Origin of the sequence: Streptomyces sp. NPDC051776 (assembly GCF_040681345.1) — a bacterium.
Lineage (GTDB): Bacteria > Actinomycetota > Actinomycetes > Streptomycetales > Streptomycetaceae > Streptomyces.
This window is the reverse complement of record NZ_JBFAYQ010000005.1, coordinates 58,765-80,420: the sequence shown is the minus strand read 5'-3', so window position 1 is coordinate 80,420 and position 21,656 is coordinate 58,765. Positions and strand designations below refer to the sequence as shown.

Below are 21,656 nucleotides of genomic sequence, written 5' to 3'. Positions count from 1 at the left end.
GGTCCTGGACCGCATCTCGCCCGGGCACCGGACCTCGCCCAGATCCCCCTGAGCGCGGTACCGCACGACCGTTTGAGGAGACCCCCACGATGACCTCTCGTCGCAAGGCCGCCGGAATCGCCGTACTCGGCACGGCACCGCTGGTGTTCTCCGCCCTCACGGCCGTCCCGGCCGCCGCGCACGGCTCGATGACCGACCCGGTCAGCCGGGTGTCGGCCTGTTACACCGAGGGCCCGGAGAGCCCCCGGTCCGCCGCGTGCAAGGCGGCCGTCGCCGCGAGCGGCACCCAGGCGTTCTACGACTGGAACGAGGTCAACATCGGGAACGCGGCCGGGCGCCACAAGGAGATCATCCCGGACGGCAAGCTGTGCAGCGCGGGTCGCGACAAGTACAAGGGGCTGGACCTGCCGCGCGCCGACTGGCCGTCGACCCGGATGTCGGCCGGCCGCCACACCTTCCGGTACAAGGCCACCGCCCCGCACAAGGGCGCCTTCGAGCTCTACATCACCAAGGACGGCTACGACCCGAAGAAGCCGCTCAAGTGGTCGGACCTGGAGGCCGAGCCGTTCGCCGAGGTGACGGACCCGAAGCTGGAGAACGGCAGTTACGTCTTCGACGGCACCGTGCCCGGCAAGTCGGGGCGCCACCTGATCTACAGCATCTGGCAGCGCTCGGACAGCCCCGAGGCCTTCTACACCTGCTCCGACGTGGTGTTCGGCGGAGGCAGCGGCGGTTCGGCCCCGGTTCCCGAGGCGAGCGCGCCGACCGACGGCCAGATCGAGGAGGGGGCCGGGAAGTCGACCGTGGACCACAACGGTCACGACGGCGGCCACGGCTCCGCCTCGGACACCGGGGTGAAGTCCGCTCCGGCCGATGAGTCCGCCGACCGGCCGGGCGAGGGCGCCGGGCACGAGGCGACCGGGGCCAACGCGCCCGCGCCGAACGGCGAGAGCGACGGTGAGGAGCGCCTCGCCCGGACCGGTGGCGAGAGCGGCACCGCGCCGCTCGCGGTCGGCGGTGCGGCCGTGGCCGCCCTCGGTGCCGGTCTGCTCATCGTGGCCGCGAGGCGCCGCAGGGGCACTGCCACCGGCGCCGCACGCCACCGCGGCTGAGCCCTCCGACGTCCGGGACTCCCCGTCTCCGTACGGCGTGCAGGTCACACGTCGTACGGGCACATGGCGCTGCCGCCCTGCTCGTCCGGGAGGGCGGCGGCGCCTCGTACGTGCCGTGGTTCAGCCGATCGACCAGCAGGTCGTGGTCTCGGCGTTGGCCGGGTCGAGGGCGTTGGCGACCTCGTGGAAGGCGATTCGGTCCAGGAGCCCGATCGCCAGGTGCTCGGAGATGTTCAGCGGGCAGAGGTCCTGGAGGAGGACGTTGCGGACCTCGGGCCCGGACAGGAACTGCGACCGGTACGGGGTCACGACCTCGTCGTACTTCGTCGCGATGACGGTGTAGCGCACTCCGGGGACGGTGTCGCCGCCCGCGTTGAGCTTGGTGAGGAAGTCCGAGCCGACGATCTGGTCGGCGAGGCCGGGGGTGTGCTCATTGATCGCGTCCTTGGCCCCGGGGAAGTGCTCCAGGAGTTTGGTGAGCCCGTTCAGGTCGGTGCCGTGGTTGTCCGGCGCCAGCCCGATCAGGGCGTTCACCTTCGACGCCCCGCCCATGAACTTGAGGTAGTGCCGCGGCATCATGCCGCCCTGACTGTGGCCGACCAGGTCGACCTCGGACGTTCCGGTCGCGGCCAGGACGCGGTCGACGTAGTCCGCGAGCTGGCCGGCCGACTTGTCGATGGGTCCGAGGCCGTGGAAGAAGGGCACGCCGGGCAGTTGGCCGTAGTCGAGGGAGAAGACGCAGTAGCCACGTGCGGTGAGATAAGGAGCGAGACCGAGCCAGTTGTCGACCGAGTTGCCGAACGTGCCGTGCACGAGGACGACGGGGCGGGGATGCGCCTCGGACGGCTTGCAGGAGAAGTCGTTCCAGCCGCTGGAGTTGGCGGCAGAGGCGGCAGGGGCATCAGGGGCGGCGGAAGCAGCCTGTACGGCGGTGGCCTGCACGGGGACCGCGGCCAGGCCGGCCGTCAGTAGAAGGGCAGGAAGAAGCTTCAGGGCTCGCTTCCAGGGCAGCTTCATGTGATCTCCTCGCGGGGGGCGGGACGGGCTGGGTGACTCCGTCGCCTGTGATCCGGATCACAAGAGAGCTGTTCTGAGTTCAAGTTACGGGCGAGTAGGCCCACTGGCCAGGCATATGGCGGTAAAGAATCCGGCACATGACCTTCACGTCGCATCCCAATCGTTGGCCAGAGCGTGACGGAGCGGGCCGCCGGGACACCGACCCGTTCGAATGTGAGCCGCTGGACGGCGCCGTGACTCCCGGCCGTGGCGGATGACCGATGAACGGCCAACGGGGCCTGCCGGCCACCGCCTTCGGGACCGGCAGACCCTTCTCTCCGAACTCCGGGCCGCCTCCGGGTCGACTCCGGAGCTGGGTCCGAGCGCAGCCGAGGACCGCGCTGCGCGCCAGCATCGGCGCCAGGCGGGCACGGGCTTGCTGCGGCACGGCAGGAGAGGCGAGGGTCCGCTCCAGCACCCCGATCGCATCCTGGTGCCGCCCGGACTCGGTGGCCTGCACCGCAGCCCGCTCCACGGCGCGCAGCCAGCCGTGGATGCGGCCGGCTGCGCGGCGATGACGAGCCAGGGACGCCCATGGCAACGGCTCTCTGCACGCGAGCACGTCAGCGTCCCGTCCGTGCAGTTCCTGCCGAAGCGGGCCGGGCACCAACCTGCTGGACGGAGAGTGCGGCGAGCGGGACGAACAGCCGTAACGGCCGCGCTCGTATTCCGCCAGAGCGGAGCAGGAGAGGGCGGCGAGGAGGGCACTCCTGCCGAAGGTCCGGTGGCAGCCCCGCGACGGCGATCAACTCCTCGCGGGTCGCCGGCTCGTCGAGCACCGCCGCCGCCGACGCTCCCAGAACGATCTCCGTACCGTGTCCACGCCCTCCGCGCCCCTGACTCCCGATCCCGGTTCCTGCGGGATCCCTTGACGAGGACGCGAGGGATCCCCTCCCGATTTCGGCCACCCGGGAAAGGCATCGACGACTACCGGGAAAACGCCCCTGGTGGGCGTGCGCCGGTAGCCTCACCGCGTCCCGTACGGCGGTCACGATCAATCGCGGGCATCAATGGTGATGTGTGTCGGTCAAGACGCAGCTTCCGTTGCGGAGGTTCATCGACCGCATCTACGACGCCTTGCGGAACGTGGCGGCCGGACGCACGGTACCGAAGCCGAACCGGGAGTTCGCCCGGTCGACGGACGCTTCCACCGACAGGCGGGATTCGCGCTCCGGGTCGAGTGAGATCTGCCGTGTCACGCGCTCGGCATCGATGAGGTCTTCGGCGCGAAGTACCAGACCGGTCAGGCATGCCCGCTGCAGACCGGCCGCGTCCATCAGCCTGTACGCCAGGTTGCGCAGGTCCTCGTCGTGCGCAGACGCCTCCGCAAGCCTCCGGGTCTTCTCCCAACGAGCCCCGCCGGCGAACTCCAGCGTCAAGGACAAGGACCGGGCGGCCTGACGACGGGTGCGCAGCACTGCCGCCAGCCGGACCACCAGACCGAGAAGTACGGCCCGTACGGGGGGACCGTCGAGTTCGTACCGGGTGAACCGGTGCCGGACGCTCTCCGAGCGCGGCAGATCTTTGGGGGTGACCGGCCGGGGGTCGATCCCGCGAGCGTGTTCCGCGGCCACCCGGCCTGCGCGCCTGCCCAGGATCCGTTCGACAACTCCCGGCGGGAGAGCGGCAAGCGCACCGATGGTGCGCAGCCCGTACGCATGCAGTGCCTCGGCCTGCTTGGGCCCGATGCCGTACAGCGACTCCACCGGTAGCGGCGCGAGGAAGGTGTCCACCGAATCGTCGGCCACGGCCAGAACGCCGCCGTGCCCCGGTACACGACCGGAGGCGGTTGCTGCCACGGCCCACGTCCCGGCGACTCCGATACGCACGTCCGTGCCCAGGCGGGCCAAGGAGCGCAACCGCACCATTCCGGCAATCCGCCTGGCATCCGCACCGAAGTATCGCTGCGCCCCTCGTACCTGAACCAGCGCAGCCCTGGGCGGAACGGCCTGTACGACAGGGGAGAATTCCCGAAGCAGTTCCAGCACGGCCCGGTAGCCGTCCTCGGACAGCGTCGAGGCACAGCGCACATGCAGAATGCTTCCCGTACCACTGCTGGGCTGCCGGACGTCGTTCACGGGACATCGCCTCCCACTCGCCATCGAGACATCACGGACTGCTCGACTCCGGTCCGGAGGGAGAACCGGGCACGTGTGGCGTGAGTGGTCATCGGCCCGCGCTCCCCGGGCTGGAGTGCCACAGCTTGCGGGGGGTCGCGGAGCCCTCGCCCGCGGGGCGGAGGTCCGCCCAGGGGTGCATGGCGTAGCCGGTGGGCATGTGGATGCGGCGGCCGTGCGCGCCGTCGGTGTCGGCGTCGCCCGAACCGTCCGCGCCGCCCGAACCATCCGGACCGCCCGAACCATCCGGACCGTCCGCGCCGTCACCGGAGCCTCCGGTCCCCCCGTCTCCCTCATGGCCGGCGGCTCCCGCGGCCCCCGGATCAGCGGCGTCCGGATCGGCGGCGTTCGCATCCACAGCCGCCGCGCCGCCCCGGCTCTCCTCGGTCAGCCGCGCCGCGACCGCCTCCAGGCCGCCCTCCCGGCGCAGTTCGGCGAGTTCGGCCAGGTTCCAGGCCGCGGCGCCCACGACGCTGAGGCTGCGCGGCCCGCGCCGCTGGACCGTACCGCGGACGAGCAGCAGCCAGGAGTGGAAGACCGTGTGTGCGCAGGTGGCGTGGCTGTCGTCGAAGAAGGCCAGGTCGACCAGGCCCGTACCGTCGTCGAGGGTGGTGAAGATGACCCGGCGGCCGGAGCGGATCGGCGGCGTCTGCGTGGCCGCTTTGGCCCCGGCGACGAGCACGACCTCGCCATGGCGCGCGGACGCCAGCCGCCGCGCCGGGGTCGCGCCCAGCTCCTCCAGGAACTCCTGGTGGTCGCCCAGGAGATGGCGGGAGGTGTCCATGCCGAGCACGTTCAGCTCGGCGCCGAGCCGCTCGGAGGCGTCGAGGTCCGGCAGCCCCAGCGGCTCCGCCCCCGCGCGCGCCTCCGCGTCCAGCGGAAGCTGTCCGGCGTGCGCCCCGCCCGTACGCCCGGCCACCCGGTGCTGCCGGTGCAGTTCGGCGATGTGCAGGAGCAGGTCGCGGCGGTTGTCCCCGTACGCGTCCAACGCGCCGGTCTGGGCGAGCCGTTCGGCGACCGGCCGTCCGGGCCGGGCCCGCTGCCACAGATCCAGGAGCGAGGTGTACGGCTGCCCGTCCGCGATCCGCTCGGTCTCGGCCTCGCTGATGCCGTGCACGTCGGAGAGCGCAAGGCGGATGCCCCATTTATCCCCTGACGCGGCTTCATCCCCAGACACCAGTTCGATTCGATAGGCCGGGCCCGACCGGTTCACATCCAGGGGAAGGATCGGCACACCGCGCCGCCGGGCGTCCGCGAGCAGCAGCCGCTTCGGGTACATCCCGGGATCGTGGGTGAGCAGTCCCGCGTAGAAGGCGGCGGGGTGGTGCGCCTTCAGCCACGCCGACTGGTAGGTCGGCACGGCGAAGGCGACGGCGTGCGCCTTGCAGAAGCCGTAACTGCCGAACGCCTCGACGATCTCCCAGGTGCGCTCCAGCACTTCCGGCCCGTAGCCCCGCCGGCCCGCCTCCTCGAAGAACCAGGCCCGTACCCGCCCCTGCCGCTCAGGGTCCGACAGCGCGCGGCGCGCCTCGTCCGCGCGCCCACGCCAGCAGCCGGTCATGATGCGCAGGATCTCGATGATCTGCTCGTGGAAGACCACGACGCCGTAGGTCTCGCTCAGCACGCCCTCCAGGTCCGCGTGCGGATAGTGCGGCGGGGTGCGCCCGTGCCGCCGTTCGATGAAGGGCCGGACCATGTCGGCCGCGACGGGTCCCGGCCGGAAGAGCGAGATGTCGACAACGAGGTCATGGAAGGTGCCGGGCTGCAACCGCCCGATCAGATCACGCTGGCCGGGCGACTCGATCTGGAAGCAGCCGAGGGTCTCGGTGGACCGGATCAGGTCGTACGTCGCGGGGTCGCCCATCGGCACGTCCGCCGGGTCGTCGAGGTCCACCCGCTCCCCCGAGGCCCGTTCGATCTCGGCGACGGCGTGCGCCATCGCGGACTGCATCCGCACGCCGAGGACGTCCAGTTTGAGCAGTCCGAGGTCCTCGACGTCGTCCTTGTCGAACTGCGACATCGGGAAGTTCTCCCCGCTGCTCGCCACGACGGGCGTACGGGCGTGCAGCGAGGCGTCCGAGAGCAGCACTCCGCAGGGATGCATGGCGATGCCGCGGGGCAACGCGTCCAGCGCCTCGACCAGCTCCCACAGCCGGCCGTCGCCGAAACGGTCCTGCTCGGCGGCTATCCCGCGCAGCTCGGGCAGTTCGGCGAGCGCCGCGCGCGCGTCGCGAGCACGGATGTGCGGGAACGCCTTGGCGAGGCGGTCGGTCTCGGCCGGGTCCATGCCGAGGGCCGCGCCCACGTCGCGGATGGCGTGGCGTACGCGGTAGGTCTCGGGCATGGAGACGGTCGCGACGCGCTCCGCCCCGAAGCGGTCGAAGATCGCACGGTAGACCTCCAGCCGCCGCGCCGACTCCACGTCGACGTCGATGTCGGGCAGCACCCGCCGGTCCCGGGAGAGGAACCGTTCCATCAGCAGGCCGTGCTCCACGGGGTCGGCGTGCGCGATGCCGAGCAGATGGTTGACCAGGGACCCGGCGCCGGAGCCGCGGGCGGTGACGCGGATGCCGAGTGCGCGGGTGTCGTCGACGACCCGGGCGACGGTGAGGAAGTACGAGGCGAAGCCGTGGAACGCGATGATGTCCAGCTCCTCGTGCAGCCGCTCCCAGCGCTTCCGCTCCCCGTCGTAGCCGCGGAGCACCATGGCGGCGGCACAGCGGGAGCGCAGGGTGCGGTCGGCGGTGCGCCGCTCCGCGCCGACCAGATACGGCTCGGGGAAGTGCACGCTGCCGAGCCCGAGGTCGTCCTCGGGGTCGACGCGGCACTCGGCCGCGGTGGCCTGCGTCTCCTCCAGCAGGAGGTGTGCGGCGTCGCGTCGGAACCCCGCGGCCTCGGCGATCCGCTCGGCGATGCGGGCCATGTCGCGCGTGTCCTTGAGCCAGCGTTCGCCGGTGTCGAGGGTGTCCGGCTTCCGCGGGTCGATGGGGACGAGGCGGCGGGCGGAGTCCAGCACGTCGGCGACCTCGCCGTGGCCCCGGTCTGCGTAGCGGACGGCGTTGCTCAGTACGGCTCGTACGCCCTGCTCGGCGGCGAAGCCGAGGGTGCGGGCGGCGAGCCGGAGCGAGCCGGGGGCGGTGCCCGCGCGGCCGTGGTGGACGACCTCCAGCCGGAGCGCGTCTCCGTGGAGGTCCCGCCAGGGTGCGAGGAGTCCGGCTGCGCGGTCGGGGCGGCCGGCGGCCAGCGCCCGGCCGATCTCGGAGCCGGGGCCGAGGAGCACGGTCAGACCGCTGTCCGCGGAGGTCTCCAGGTCGGCCCAGGGAAGGACCGGCCGTTCGGCCGCGGTGTCCGCGTGGGCTGCGGAGATCAGACGGCACAGGGCGGCCCAGCCGGTGGCGCCGTCGCGCGCGAGGAAGACCGTACGGGGCGCGGACTCGTCGATGAACGCCCCGCCGCGCACGGGCGTACGCCTGCGGGGGGCACGCTCGCGGTCCTCCCGCGGCCGTTCGCCGATGGCCAGGCCGGTGCCGAACAGCGGGCGGACCCCGGCCCGTGCGCACGCCTTGGCGAACCGGACCGTCCCGGCGAGGGTGTCCCGGTCGGTCAGCGCGACCGCGTCCATGCCGCGCTCGGCGGCACGCCCGGCCAGCGCCTCCGGGTGTGCGGCGCCGTACCGCATGGAGAACCCCGAGACGGTGTGCAGATGCGTGAACCCGGGCATCCGCACCTCCTGCCGCTCGCCCACCCCCTGACCGAAACCTTTCGCCCCCACCCCCACCATAGACCAAGTTTCGAACAGTCGTGCGACTCGATATTCGGGCACGTCCACCCCCTCCCCCGCCCCCGTACTACTCACCTGATCGGCCTTCCGCCGCCTGCGGCGCCCAGCCGCCCCGCGCACCGTGGGGGCACGGATCCGCGCCGGAACGAGCCCCTTCCGGCCTGTGCGGCGAGGAGCGAGGAGCGGCGCATGACCAACCCCGGCGACGGCGGCACCGCACACCCCGGCGGGGTGCCACTCCCCGGCGGCCCCGGCGAATCCCGGCCCCGCCCCGCTTTCCTCGACGAGGTCGGGGCCGCGGTCTCGGGCCGGGCCGCCCTGCTGATCGTCGGGGTACTGCTTCTGCAGCTCGCCTTCATCGCGTCCTACATCGGCGCCTTCCACGCCCCGTCGCCGCACCGCGTCCCGATCGCCCTCGCCGCCCCGGAACAGGTCCGGGACACGGTTGCCGGACGACTGGAGTCGCTGCCCGGTGAGCCGCTGGAGGTGACCGCGGAGGCACCGGACGAGGCGAACGCCCGCCGGCGCATCCGGGACCGGGAGGTCGACGGGGCGCTCGTGATCGACCCACGGGGCACCACCGACACCCTGCTCGTCGCCTCAGGTGCGGGCTCCGCGCTCGCGCAGGCCCTCGAGGAGGTCGTCGCGCGGGCCGAACGGGCGCAGCAGCGCGAGCTGCGGACCGAGGACGTCGCACCGGTGCACGCGGGGGACAGCCGCGGACTGACCTCGTTCTACCTGGTCGTCGGGTGGTGCGTGGGCGGCTATCTGTGCGCCGCCGCCCTGGCGGTCAGCGCGGGTGCGCGGCCCGCGAATCCGCACCGGGCGGTGATCCGGCTCGCGGTTCTCGCGGTGTACGCGGTTCTCGGCGGCCTCGGCGGCGCGCTCATCGCGGGGCCCGTCCTCGACGCCCTGCCGGGCAGCACGCCCGGCTTCTTGGGTCTGGGCGCCCTGCTGGTGTTCGCCGTCGGGGCACTGACCCTCGCGCTGCAGGGGCTCGCCGGAACGGTGGGCATCGGCCTCGCCATCCTGATCGTCGTCATCGCGGGCAACCCCAGCGCAGGTGGCCCGTATGCGTATCCGCTGCTGCCGGACTTCTGGCGCGCCATCGGGCCGGCGCTGCCACCGGGGGCGGCGACCTGGTCGGTCCGCTCGATCGCGTACTTCCGGGGCAGTGCGATGACGGGTCCGCTGCTCGTCGTCTCCGCCTGGGCGGTGGGCGGAACCGTGGCCACTCTGGGGCTCGCGACCCTGCGCGACGGGAGGCGGCACCTGCATCCGCGGCGGTGAGCCCCGGGAGTGCGCCGGTCTCGACACGCTTGTGCCGCACCGGTGTTCACGCGGCACATGACCGGGGAAAAGGACAGCGGGAAAGTGGTTTGAGCCGTCCCGATCGGGAAAAGGGCGAACACGAACGGGCGTCACTGAACCCGTTCCTGATCGATAGCGATCACACATCACCTGCCCACGAGGGCGCCTGACGGAGTGTCCGCAACAGCGCCACAAGCCCCCGGCGCTACGAGGGAAACCGCGACACGCCGGTGAGCGACGGCGGTTTCCGGTCGAGCTGCGGCAATCAGGCATGAAATCCAAGTCGCGTTTGCGCAGGTCAAGTTGGCGTTTTTGCTTGAAGCAAGCAAACATGTCCACATTCTGGACGTCCTCCCCACACCCTTCACACCGCCTCCGAACTGCCCGAATGAACATTCGGACACGTTCAGTTCGGACACTACGACTGAAAGTGACCGACGGACGTGCGTTCACCGTTCGCATGAGCAAGACTCCCGTCCGGCATCTGCACCTGCGAACACCAAAGGAGTCAACATGCGTTACACCGCACGGGCGTTGGGGGCGGTCTCCGCTCTGACCGTCGGTCTGCTGGCGGGCACCACCGGAGCGGCCGAGGCCGCACCCGCCGAAGCCAGCTCGCTCTACGCCCCGTCGGCTCTTGTGCTCACGGTCGGCAAGGGGGACGGCGTCGCGACGTCCACGGTGCAGCGTGCCGTCCTGCTGAACTGCTTCCCCAAGGCCGGCGGCACACATCCGGCCGCCGCCAAGGCCTGCGCCGAACTCCGTTCCGTGGGTGGCCAGTTCGAGGCCCTGACCGTCCACGAGGGCCCCGGCCCCATGTGTACGAAGATCTGGGACCCGGTCGTCGTCACGGCGGACGGCGTGTGGCAGGGGAAGCGGGTCTCCTGGTCCCAGACCTTCGCCAACGCCTGTGAGATGAACGGAGCGATGCAGGAAGGCACGGTCTACTCGTTCTGAGGCAGCGCCGTGTCCAGGCTTCCGATGACGCGGACCGCGGGACGGCACACCGCGGCCCCCGGACACTGTGGGGGTGTCCGGGGGCCTGCGGGACGGCCGTTCCCCCGGCCGTCGGGCCGGCCGGCGCTGCAACGCCGGCCGGCCGGTGGTCAGCCGATCTGAGCCCCGAAGACCTCGAGAGCCTCGGGGACCGGCTGGAAGAAGGTCTCACCGCCGGACGAGCAGTCACCGCTGCCGCCGGAGGTGAGACCGAGCGCCGTGTCACCCGCGAAGAGCGAGCCACCGCTGTCGCCCGGCTCGGCGCAGACGGTCGTCTGGATCAGACCGTTCACCGTGCCCTCCGGGTACGTGACGGAGGCGTCGACCGCCGTGACCTCGCCGTCGTGGACCTGCGTGGTGCTGCCGCTGCGCTGCACCTGCTGGCCCACCGTGGCGTCGCCGGCCTGGGTGATGGCCTGCGTGGATCCGTTGTAGAGGTTCACCTCACTGGGGTGGTCCACTTCGCTGGTGTAGGTCGCGAGACCGTAGTCGTTGTCGGGGAAGCTGCCGTCCGTGGTGGTCGCGATCTCAGCTCCACCCTGGGAGTCGGACCAGCTCGAGATGGCCTCGGTGCAGTGACCGGCCGTCAGGAAGGCCGGCTCGCCGTTCACCGTGACGTTGAAGCCCAGCGAGCAGCGCCCGCCGGAGCCCCAGATGGCGTCACCACCGGCGATTCTGGTGGTGAACCTGCCCTTCGAGCGCTTCAGTACGGCCTTGCCGTCCTGGGCCGCGACCTGCTTCTTCAGCTCGGCCAGTTCGGCACCCTTGACGGTGCTGTCGGCGGTGACGACCACCTGGTTCGTCCTCACGTCGACCGCGCGGGCCGTGCCCGTCATGCCCTTCTCGGTCAGCGTGTCCTTCACCGAGTCGAGCTGCGCCAGCGTGTGCGTGACCAGCTTCGCCTCGGCGCCCTCGGCGCGGACCTTCTCCGCCGCGGCCTCGTTCACGACGTTCACGACGAGTTTCTTGGCGTCGGCGTCGTAGTACGCCCCGCCGCTGTCGGCTCCCAGGTCGGAGCCGAGTGTGGAGGCGAGTCTCCCGGCGGCCTGGGCCGTCAGGGTGTCAATGCTGGACGTTGGTGCGGCGTTCGCGCTGGACAGTGCGAACGCGGTGGCAACGACGGCCGCCGCAGACGCTCCTATGATGGCGGTACGGCGCTTGGGTATGCGTCGGTGCTTCAAGTCGTAACCTCCCGTGGGGGGTTGGGCCAGCCGTGGGGAGCATCGGCCCGGAGGGTGTCATGCCTCGGTTGTCGTACGGAACGGTGTGGTGCTGATGGGTGGCGCCTTACCGCGCAGGACGCGACTCCCGATCGAGCCCATCGCATCGCAAGTCGCGTCCATGCCAAATGACGATGAGTGGCGTCGAGTATCCGACGCCGGTCTGTGACACACAAGACTGTGTTCCGGTCGTATGTGCGAAGAATTCACGGCGTGGTCTCACACCATGCGCACACCTGTGGAGACGCACGTCACCTCAGCACGGCACACCGTTGAGGGTCCGGCGTCCGGATGGGGGCCGGAAGACCCGTCCTTGCTAGGCCTGTCCGGTAATCGCCGTTCCGGTTCCGGAGTCCGAGGATGACTGGCCGTTCGGGTGGTCACCGTCGCCCTGACGGTGAGACGGCTCGCCGGCGGCCGCCGGCGCTTCCGGCCGCTCCGGGATCTCGGGAACCTCGGCAGCGGTGGCCGGGCTCTCCGGTGCCTCCAGCCCGGGCGCCTCACCCTCGAACACCGCCTCCGCGCCCGGCTGTTCACCGGTGGCCGACTCGGCGGGCCGGTCCGATTGCTTTCGCGAACCCGGCGACGCCTGCACCGACGGATGCTGCGGGCCCTCGTGGGCGCGCTCCAGGAAGCGCAGAAGCTCCACGGGAATGGGCAGTACGAGCGTCGAGTTCTTCTCCGCGGCCACCGCCATCACGGTCTGGAGCAGCCGGAGTTGGAGTGCTGAGGGCGCATCGGCCATCTGCGTCGCGGCCTCGGCCAGCTTCTTCGACGCCTGCAGCTCGGCGTCGGCGTTGATCACTCGGGCACGCCGCTCACGGTCGGCCTCCGCCTGCCGGGCCATCGAGCGCTTCATCGTCTCCGGCAGCGAGACGTCCTTGATCTCGACCCGGTCGACGGTCACGCCCCACCCCAGCGCCGGGCTGTCGATCATCAGCTCCAGGCCCTGGTTCAGCTTCTCGCGGTTGGACAGCAGGTCGTCGAGCTCGCTCTTGCCGATGATCGAGCGCAGCGAGGTCTGCGCCATCTGCGAGACCGCGAAGCGGTAGTCCTCGACCTGGACGACAGCGTCCGCGGCATCCACGACCTTGAAGTAGACGACGGCGTCCACGCGGACGGTCACGTTGTCCCGCGTGATGCCCTCCTGGGCGGGGACCGGCATCGTGACAATCTGCATGTTCACCTTGTGCAGCCGGTCCACCATCGGAACGATCATGGTGAAGCCCGGCTCGCGCACATGCGGCATCAGCCGCCCGAGGCGCAGCACGACCCCTCGCTCGTACTGCTTGACCACCCGGGCCGCGGCCATCGCGTAGACCGCGCCGCAGGAAAGTACGGCTGCCCCCGCTGTGACGAGTTCCTCGACCATCACGGCCACCTGCCTGCCGTCGTCGTCGTGATCGATACCCCGGTATGGGCATCTTGGCCTCGAATCGGGGCCCGTTTTCCACGATAATCCCGCGCCGATCGGGCCGGGAGGGCCCAGGAAACCGGAGGCGGGCCGGGAAGGGGCGGCGGCCGGAGGATGCCCGCCGGCCGCCGCGGAAGATCAACGTGTGATCGGTGAGTGATCAGTGAGTGGTCGTACGGAGCCTCAGTAGACGCTCACGCCGTACGCACTCAGCGCCTCGGTGACCGGCTGGAAGAAGGTGGTGCCACCGGTGGTGCAGTTGCCACTGCCGCCGGAGGTCAGGCCGATGGCCCGGCTGCGGGAGTAGAGCGGGCCGCCGCTGTCACCGGGCTCGGCGCACACATTGGTGCGGATCAGGCCGGAGACGATGTCGCCGCCACCGTAGTTGACCGTGGCGTTCAGGCCCGTGACCGTACCGCTGTGGGTGCCGGTGGTGGAGCCACGCCGCGTGACGGACATCCCGAGGGTGGCGTTGGCGGCGCTGGTGATGTCCACGCTGCCGACGGTGCCGGGGCGGCTGATGTTCTGGTTGCTGTAGCGGACCAGGCCGTAGTCGTTGCCCGGGAAGCTGGAACCGGCGGTCGGGCCGATGAGGGTGGTGCGGGAGGAGTTGGTGTACCAGTTGCCCGCGCCGTCGGTGCAGTGCCCGGCGGTGAGCAGGTAGTAGGTGGTGCCGCTGCGCACATTGAATCCGGCCGAGCAGCGCCAGCTCTCCGCGTAGCCGGCGTCGCCACCGGTGAGCAGCTTGCTGATCTTGCCCGGGGTGCGTTCGATCCGGATGGCTCCGGAGTTCGTCCCGGCCTGCTGCTTGATGCGGTCGATCTCGGCCTGCGAGACGGTGCTGTCGGCGGTGACGACCAGCGAGTTCGTCCGGACGTCGACATGCCAGGCGGTGCCCCCCACGTCGGCGGTGAGAACGGCGTGGCCCGCGTCGGCGAGCTGGCGCTCGCTGTAGCTGGGGGCGGGGGGCTCGGCGCTGGCGGCCGGAACGGCGAAGGCGGTGACGGCGACGAATCCGGACGCCACGGCGATCAGCCGGTTACGTCTCGCGCGTCCGGTGTGGGGGTTCATGCGCTTGATCCTCACTTCTTCCTCCAAAGGGGAATTCTGGGTCCGCTTGGGTGGGCAGGCCCGTGAGGCGCAGTCGGGGGAACGCGTGGGTGCGGAGTCGCACCGCGGCCCGCGAACACGACGTGTTCCTGACAAGTGCGCTGTGGGGATATTCGGCGGCTGGGCCTGGGGCCGCAAGGGCGCCTTTCGGACGGGACGTACGCACAGCGGACGCCCTGGCGGCCACATGCCGCCGGGGCGGTCCCTGCCTCCCGGCCGGGGCTCCGGCGCATCACCGGCGCCGGTCGGCTCCGCTCACCCGCCGCGCCGACGCGCACTGGCGCGGCGCCGGGCGGCGGCGACGGGTGGGTGAGGTGCCGGGTGACGGCGAACGGCACGGCGGCCGTACGCACGAAAGCCCACGTCACCGGGGTGTCTGCGGCCTGCTCTCCAAGCCGTGGAAAGAGGGTGCGGAAGCCGCGGCTCCCGCCCTTCGCTCCCCCGACCTCCGGCCGGGGGGAGTTCTGTGCGACGACGATCGGGAGCGTGTGCGCTGGCCCGGCCACCGCCTCCGCGGCGATGGCGGACTCCTCACCGTGGGGCCCGAGCCCTTGCCCGCCGGGCCCGCGCATCCACCCGCCGGGCCCGGGGGCCGGGACCGCGCGCTGCATGCCGTACGGCCGGAAGCCCTTGAGCAGGTGCCGGCGCGGGGCGTACGCGGTGGACACGGGCCCGGCGAACACCCCGCGGGTGCGGCCGCGGCCTGTCCGGCCGAGCCGGGGTCCGCAGATGACCGGATCCGGACTGGCGGTACCGCGCTCGAACTGGATGCACCCGACTGGGGGAAGCCCGTGGACGCCGCCGGTACCGCCTGCGGTGCCGCCGGAGCCACCTGCGGTGGAACCGGTTTCGCCGGTTTCGCCGGTTTCGCCGGTGGGGAGCGTCGGGCCGCGGCCCTCTGGAAACGGGGCAACACGGTGGACGGGCGGCACCCGCCACCGCACCTCCGCTCCGTGATCGCTCATGGTGCTGACCCTTGCACACAGGCACGGGAAGCCTCATGCGCTCGCGCGCCGTGCGGACCTGCCCGAACCGCATGCGGCCGTACGGTGTCGCGGCATCAGTTGCGCTACACCATGCACGAATTCGGGAGGACGAACGTGTGCGCCGCAGAGTTCCAGGATGAATCCCCGCGCTGCGTCCGTCCGGATGAAACGCCCCCGCCCCAGCCGTGTCGCGAGCGCCGCCACGGGCCCGTCGGAGGTAATGAACCGCAGGACTCGTCCGGTCCGGACGCCCGACGGAGCGGGTCCGTCAGCCCCATGCGCCTCCCCGGCTCGACCGGTCCGGTGACCCGCAGGATCCGGAAGGCAGCGAACACCGGAGCCGGAAAGCGGCACCGGCTCCCCGGGCGGGGCCACTGATCCGGGAAGGTCAGCAGCCGCCGCAGGGGCAGCGGCGCTCACAAGTCCAGTCGCACCACCCGGACCGGCCCCCCGGCCGTACTACGTACAGTGCCCGGTGCCCGGTGCCCGGTGCCCGGTGCCCGGTGCCTCCGGATCGACCGGGCCCTGCCCCGCGGCGGCGATCCAGGGCCCCGGTGTGCGCGGCCCGCCGTCCCGAAGAGCCGGTCGACCGAGCGCGGCAGTTAACACACAAGGAAGAGGTTCGTACACAGCGAAGAGCTGTACGAGGAAGATGCGCCCGAGCCGGTGCACGGCGAACTCGGGTTCCACAGGGCCGGGACGTGCTGCGCACACTCCACGCACCTGACGCCGCGTCATGGTCCGGATTCTCCAGGACATCCAGCGCTATTCCGAACCGCGTTCCCCCTGTACCACCTGCCGCTGAACAGAAGGGGCATCGGACCGACCGCCATGCGTCACCCGTACGACCCCCGAGTCACCCATCCGGCTGGGGTGCGCCCGGACGGAGCTCGGGACCTCAGGCAGGAGGTGGCGCTCCGTCAGTAGCCGTACGCAGCAGGAACACTGATGTTCCGACATTCGTTCTGCACCAGTACCGTCACGAAACCCTTTTTCGAGGGGTATCCGCTTGGCGCAACATCCGCATCATGGACGACCATAGGAAGGCGGACGCAACAGACCGCGTGTGAGAGGAGGCGTCCATGGGATCTGTGCGCAAGGCGAGTGCCTGGCTGGGCCTCGTCGACGACCACGATGACGACCGCTACTACGACGACGAGTACGGCGAGGAGTCCGAGCAGCAGCAGCAGCCGAAGGACGCCTGGGTGACCGACCCACGCGTGCGGGTGGCCGCCGAGAGCGCGCAGGAGGAGGACCGGCGGATCGCCACGGTGACCCCGGACGGCTTCCGTGACGCACGCGGCATCGGCGAGCTTTTCCGGGACGGCGTCCCGGTGATCGTGAACCTCACGGCCATGGAGCCCACCGACGCCAAGCGCGTGGTGGACTTCGCCGCCGGGCTGACCTTCGGCCTGCGCGGCTCCATCGAGCGGATCGCCACCCGGGTGTTCCTGCTCACCCCCACCGACTACCACGTGGTCAGCGGCGAGGCGAACCGTTCCACCGACGGTTTCTTCAACCAGAGCTGACGGCAGGGCCGCTCACCGCGCCCCTCTCGCGACCGCAGGCGTGGGCATTCGGGCTCACGCGAAGGCATCGATCCCGGTGAGCGCCTTGCCCAGAACGAGTTGGTGCATCTCGACCGTGCCCTCGTAGGTGAGCACCGACTCCAGGTTCGTCGCGTGCCGCATCACCGGGTACTCCAGCGAGATCCCGTTGGCGCCCAGGATCGTCCGGGCGGTACGGCAGATCTCGATCGCCTCCCGCACATTGTTCAGCTTGCCGAAGCTGACCTGTACGGGTCCGAGCGTCCCCGTGTCCATCCGCCGCCCCAAGTGGTGCGCCAGCAGGATGCCCTTGTGCAACTCGACCGCCATGTCGGCAAGCTTGGCCTGGGTGAGCTGGAATCCGCCGATCGGCTTCCCGAACTGCTCGCGCGTACCGGCGTATTCGAGGGCTGTCTCGAAGCAGGTGCGCGCCGCGCCCATGGCGCCCCAGACGATGCCGTAGCGGGCGTGGTTCAGACAGCTCAGCGGACCGCGGAGCCCGGTGATCCCGGGCAGGACGGCATCGTCCGGGAGCCGTACGTCGTCGAGCACCAGCTCGCTGGTGACCGAGGCGCGCAGCGACCACTTGTGCTTGATCTCGGGCGCCGAGAAGCCGGGGGTACCGGTGGGGACGACGAAGCCGCGGATGCCGTCGTCGGTGCGGGCCCAGACGACGGCGACGCCGGCCACCGAGCCGTTGGTGATCCACATCTTACGGCCCGTCAGAACCCAGTCGGATCCGTCACGCTTGGCGTACGTGCGCATGCGGCCCGGGTCGGAACCGATGTCGGGCTCGGTCAGGCCGAAGCAGCCGATGACCTCGCCCGCAGCCATCCTCGGCAGCCAGGCCTGCTTCTGTTCCTCGGAGCCGTAGCGGTGGATCGCGTACATGGCAAGGGAGCCCTGGACGGAGACCAGGGAGCGGATCCCTGAGTCGGCGGCCTCCAACTCCAGGCAGGCCAGGCCGTATTGGACGGCGGTGGCGCCCGCGCAGCCGTAGCCGTCGAGGGACATGCCGAGCGCGCCGATCGAGCCGAGTTCGCGGGCGAGTTCGCGGATGCCGGGCAGTTCGCCGCGCTCGTACCACTCGGCGACGTGCGGCAGGACACGGTCTCCGGCCCATTTGCGCACGGTCTCGCGGACGGCGAGATCCTCGGCGCCGAGCAGGTCGTCGAGACCCAGCGGGTCCTGGGGATCGAACTGCGGCGCGGGCATGGGTCCTCCGTAAGTTGTTGTGTGGCCCGGGAGGGCCGGATGTGGCTTATGGGTCCTTGCCGTCAGTGGCTTCCCAGGAGTGGCCGTCCGGCTCTCCGGGGCGCCCTGGCTGCTGATGGGCACCTCCCAGCGATGGCTTGGGAGATCACTTACGGCTGAGCCGACGCTACGGCCGGGCGGGCCCCCACGTCCAGAGGACCCCGGTCCGGCCGGCCTGCGCGCGGCGGGCCCCGAGCGAAAGGCTCGTTGCGGGGCCCGGCCGGGATGCTCTCGGCGGGCCGTCTCGCCTGCCGGGCCGGGCAGCGGGCAGCTCCGAGGCGTGCCGCGGGCAGCTTCAGCCGGACGACTCGGCGCCGACCCGTTCGCGGGCGCGCGCTTCACGACCGTCCCGCTGCCGGGCCCGCGCTTCACGACCGTCCCGCTCCCGGGCCCGCGCTTCACGACCGTCCCGCTCTCGGTCGCGGGCGTCGGCCTGCCGGGGGACGCCCTCGGTCGCGAGGTGCGGCAGGCCCGAGGGCTCGCCCGAGCCGTGCGCGGCCCCCGCCGCATCCGCCTCCCCCGTATCCGCCTCCGCCGCAACCACCTCCGCCGCATCCGCTCCCCCGCCGACCGCGCAGTCCCCGGCCTCGCCGCACTCCATGACGCGCGGCAGCCGCAGCGCGGCGGCCGCGCCGAGCAGCAGCAGGACGGCGCTCGCGATGAGCGTGACATGCAGACCCTGGACGAAGGCGTCGCGGGCGGCCGTGCGCAGGGCGGCTCCCGCCGGGCCACCGAGCCGCGTCGCCACCTCGTACGCCTCGCCCAGCGAGTGTTCCGCCGCGCGGCTCGCCGTCGAGGGCACGCCGGGCACGGAGGTGACACCCGGGGCGTAGGCGGCGTTCATGATGCTGCCGAGCACCGCGATCCCGATGCCCGCGCCGAGCTGGTACGAGGTCTCGCCGATCGCGGCGGCGCCACCCGCCTGCTCCGCGGGGGCCTCGCTCAGCATCGACTCGTACGCGCCGAAGAGCGTGGTCTCCAGGCCGAAGCCGAGGAGCACGAAGGCCGTGGTCAGGAGCGCGGGGTTGTCCTGCTGGCCCATGAAGGTCACGGACAGCACGGCGGCGGCGGTGAGCGAGAAGCCGATGGCGACCATGACACGCGGACCGAAGCGCTGGAGCATGCGCGATCCGAAAAGCCCGGCCGCCATCGCGGCGACGGTCAGCGGCACCATCCGCAGCCCGGTCTCGAGCGGGGAGAGCCCGAGGACGAGCTGGAGGTACTGGGTGGCGATGAGCTGCAGCCCGACGAGCGCCAGCACGGCGAGGACGATGCACCCGACGGACGTCCCGAAGGCGGGCCGGGAGAACATGCGCAGATCGAGGAGAGGGTGCGCCCGGCGGCGCTGACGCCGTACGAAGACCACGAGCAGCGCCACGCCCGCCAGCAGCGGTCCCAGGGTGAGCGGGTGGAGCAGGGCCTCGCCGCCGCCCGCCCGCTTCACGCCCAGGACCACGCCGAAGAGGCCGAAGGCGGCAAGCAGGGCGCCGAAGACGTCCCAGGGGCCGTTGCGGTCGCCGGTGGACTCGGGCAGGAGCCAGCGGCCGATGGGCAGGATGATCGCCATCAGCGGGATGTTGATCAGGAAGACCGAGCCCCACCAGAAGTGCTCCAGCAGGAAGCCGCCGAGGAGCGGGCCGATGGCCGCGCCGACCGCGGCGACCGCGCTCCAGATGCCGATGGCCAGCGCACGCTCTCGCCGGTCGGGGAAGACCTTGCGGAGGATCGACAGCGTGGCAGGCATGATCATCGCGCCGCCGACGCCGAGGAGGGCGCGCGCCGCGATGAGCAGGTGCGGGGTCTCCGCGAAGGCGGCGACGGCCGATGCCACGGCGAAGAGCCCGTAGCCGAGCAGCAGGATGCGCCGCCGTCCGACGCGGTCGCCGAGGGTGCCGAAGAGGATCAGGAGGGAGGCGGCGACGAGCGGATAGGCGTCGACGATCCAGAGCAGCTCGATCGCGCCGGGGCGCAGGTCCTCGGTGAGGGCGGGGACCGCCACGTGCAGCACCGTCGCATCCAGCGCGACGAGCAGCAGGCTCACGCAGAGGACGATCAGTACGGCCCAGCGGTTGGCACCGCCGGCCGTGCCGTGCGGATGCCGGGGAACGCCCGCCGCCCGCGGTTCGCGGGCCGTGGTCGTTCCGGACATGTAGGCACCTCCCAGTCTTGCCTCGCCGTCGAACGAGCCCCAGGGGCTGATTGCGGCCCCGGCAGCCCGGTATCGGATGCGAGTGAGCCGCCAGACTACGCGAATCGGGTTGCGGGGAGCGTGGCCAGGCTCACCTTTGTCAACCTCGGCACCTCACCCTCGCCCCGCACCATCGGGCGACCGTCACGCACAGCTGTACGGGGTTACGCGGAGCGTCATCGTCGGCTCGGCCGTCCTTCGGGGCGCCGCATCGAAGGAACCTCGGCGCCGACGATCACCTGGGTACGGGGAACGCACAGGTCACCCACATGATCGCGGACCGGCGCAGGAGCATGGAACCTTCCGGTCCGCGCCCGGCCCGGAACGCGGTGAAGAATTCCGGGCCACAGTCAGGTAAACACGGCAGGCGACGCAAAGGCGGCCCCAGGCAATAGTCCTGAGAAATTCACCACACGGCCACTCGAGTTTTGTCGGCAGGGCTCGAAAAAGGCTCTGAAGAGCGCTTCTGCCACATCACATCGTCATCACGAACCCCCTGGTTCGTTCGGGGGCACCGCTCACCCCCTGTAACGTCGATTGAGTGCGTACCGAGCGAATCTTCGCCCGGCTGGAGCAGGAGCCGGAGCGACCAAGCAACCGCGATGTCCCGCGGATGAGCCGACACCGCGTGGTGCTGTTCGGTGCCGCGGTGTTGTTCTACCTGGCGATCGTCGCCGCCGTGTTCGTGAGCGACCACCTCCTTCTCCTGGACTGGCAGGTCATGCTCTTCCGGCCGTACAAGCAGTGGCCGGACCTCCACGCCTTCCTGGACTACTTCGTCGTGATGGGCCAGCGCGGCCCCACCGCGGTGCTCGTGGCCGCATGGCTCGGCTGGAGGTCGTGGCGGCAGCGGACCATGCGCCCGCTTCTGGCACTCGGCATCGGCCTGCTCCTGCTCAACATCACCGTCGGAGCCGTGAAGTACGGTCTCGGCCGGCTCGGCCCGCACTACGCGACGACGGTCGGCTCGGCCGAGCTGTTCGCCGGCGGGGATATATTTCCTTCGGGTCACACCGCCAACGCCGTGGTGACCTGGGGCATTCTCGCCTACCTCGCCACCACCCCGCGCGCCCGCCGCGTGCTGTCAGTCGTGGCCGCCGTCTTCGCGCTGGGCGTCGGTGCGACGACCGTCTACCTGGGCACCCACTGGGTCAGCGATGTACTCCTGGGCTGGGCCGCCGGGCTGCTCGTCCTGCTGGCGCTGCCCTGGTTCGAGCCGGCCATCGCCAGGGCCAACGCCTGGATCATCGCAGCCAAGGCCCGGCTCGGCCGGCGCCGCGGGCTCGCCCCCGTGCCGGTCGCACCGGCCGCGGCCATCCCGCCGGCACTGGTGGCCCAGCGGGCCGCGCGGAACGCCGACACCCGGATCCACCACGCGCCGCGGCCGCACACCGTACGGTCCGAGCGCACCCCCGTCACACCGACGGGCAGCCGCAGGCCTCCGCACCTGGACCGTACGCCGCGCACCGCCGGCATGGGGCCCGCGGCCCAGCGCGGACGCTCCGGGGCCTGACGCCCACCGGAGGGTCCGACGAGAGACGAGGAGGGCGCGCTCGGGGCCCGC

General features: G+C 71.4%; 13 protein-coding genes. 5 read left to right on the top strand and 8 right to left on the bottom strand.

The genetic code is table 11. From position 1 onward, the window contains the following. The first annotated feature begins 89 nt into the window (after window positions 1-89). On the top strand, window positions 90-1,112 hold the full coding sequence (locus AB0M26_RS06435; RefSeq protein ID WP_365255421.1) for a lytic polysaccharide monooxygenase: 1,023 nt from the start codon (window positions 90-92) through the stop codon (window positions 1,110-1,112). 120 nt (window positions 1,113-1,232) lie between these two features. Here the strand turns inward: AB0M26_RS06435 and AB0M26_RS06430 are convergent, their stop codons facing one another. From AB0M26_RS06430 to AB0M26_RS06420, 3 genes are all read right to left on the bottom strand, one after another. Beyond that, window positions 1,233-2,129, bottom strand: a complete 897-nt coding sequence (locus AB0M26_RS06430; RefSeq protein ID WP_365255418.1) for an alpha/beta fold hydrolase — start codon at window positions 2,127-2,129, stop codon at window positions 1,233-1,235. Window positions 2,130-3,235: 1,106 nt separating this feature from the next. Beyond that, a complete protein-coding gene (locus tag AB0M26_RS06425; protein WP_365255415.1) occupies window positions 3,236-4,246 on the bottom strand; it encodes a hypothetical protein in 1,011 nt (336 codons plus the stop codon). Window positions 4,247-4,334: 88 nt separating this feature from the next. Next, entirely contained in the window at window positions 4,335-8,006 is a 3,672-nt protein-coding gene (locus AB0M26_RS06420; protein WP_365255849.1) for a DNA polymerase III subunit alpha, read from the bottom strand. Window positions 8,007-8,255: 249 nt separating this feature from the next. Between AB0M26_RS06420 and AB0M26_RS06415 the strand changes: the two genes are divergently transcribed. Together AB0M26_RS06415 and AB0M26_RS06410 are read left to right on the top strand one after the other, a co-directional pair. Continuing rightward, window positions 8,256-9,356 carry a DUF3533 domain-containing protein gene (locus AB0M26_RS06415; protein ID WP_365255412.1) on the top strand — a complete coding sequence of 367 codons (1,101 nt, stop codon included), beginning with the start codon at window positions 8,256-8,258 and terminating at the stop codon, window positions 9,354-9,356. Between the two features lie 534 nt (window positions 9,357-9,890). Next, the gene (locus AB0M26_RS06410; protein WP_365255409.1) at window positions 9,891-10,334 is read left to right on the top strand and encodes a subtilase-type protease inhibitor; all 444 of its coding nucleotides are present in this window, start codon (window positions 9,891-9,893) and stop codon (window positions 10,332-10,334) included. 149 nt (window positions 10,335-10,483) lie between these two features. On the opposite strand, the gene AB0M26_RS06405 is transcribed toward AB0M26_RS06410, so the two are convergent. The 3 genes from AB0M26_RS06405 to AB0M26_RS06395 form a co-directional block, all read right to left on the bottom strand. Then, the gene (locus AB0M26_RS06405) at window positions 10,484-11,554 is read right to left on the bottom strand and encodes a S1 family peptidase (protein ID WP_365255406.1); all 1,071 of its coding nucleotides are present in this window, start codon (window positions 11,552-11,554) and stop codon (window positions 10,484-10,486) included. A 355-nt stretch (window positions 11,555-11,909) separates the two neighbouring features. Beyond that, on the bottom strand, window positions 11,910-12,965 hold the full coding sequence (locus tag AB0M26_RS06400; RefSeq protein WP_365255403.1) for an SPFH domain-containing protein: 1,056 nt from the start codon (window positions 12,963-12,965) through the stop codon (window positions 11,910-11,912). Between the two features lie 225 nt (window positions 12,966-13,190). Further along, entirely contained in the window at window positions 13,191-14,093 is a 903-nt protein-coding gene (locus AB0M26_RS06395) for a S1 family peptidase (RefSeq protein WP_365255846.1), read from the bottom strand. 2,092 nt (window positions 14,094-16,185) lie between these two features. On the opposite strand from AB0M26_RS06395, the gene sepF reads away from it, so the two are divergent. Next, on the top strand, window positions 16,186-16,632 hold the full coding sequence (sepF, locus tag AB0M26_RS06390) for a cell division protein SepF (protein WP_365255400.1): 447 nt from the start codon (window positions 16,186-16,188) through the stop codon (window positions 16,630-16,632). Window positions 16,633-16,686: 54 nt separating this feature from the next. Here sepF and AB0M26_RS06385 read toward each other — a convergent pair whose 3' ends face one another. Together AB0M26_RS06385 and AB0M26_RS06380 are read right to left on the bottom strand one after the other, a co-directional pair. Next, entirely contained in the window at window positions 16,687-17,865 is a 1,179-nt protein-coding gene (locus AB0M26_RS06385; RefSeq protein ID WP_365255397.1) for an acyl-CoA dehydrogenase family protein, read from the bottom strand. 334 nt (window positions 17,866-18,199) lie between these two features. Further along, entirely contained in the window at window positions 18,200-20,053 is a 1,854-nt protein-coding gene (locus AB0M26_RS06380) for an MFS transporter (protein ID WP_365255394.1), read from the bottom strand. Window positions 20,054-20,633: 580 nt separating this feature from the next. Between AB0M26_RS06380 and AB0M26_RS06375 the strand changes: the two genes are divergently transcribed. Then, window positions 20,634-21,605, top strand: a complete 972-nt coding sequence (locus AB0M26_RS06375; protein ID WP_365255391.1) for a phosphatase PAP2 family protein — start codon at window positions 20,634-20,636, stop codon at window positions 21,603-21,605. Window positions 21,606-21,656 lie beyond the last annotated feature (51 nt).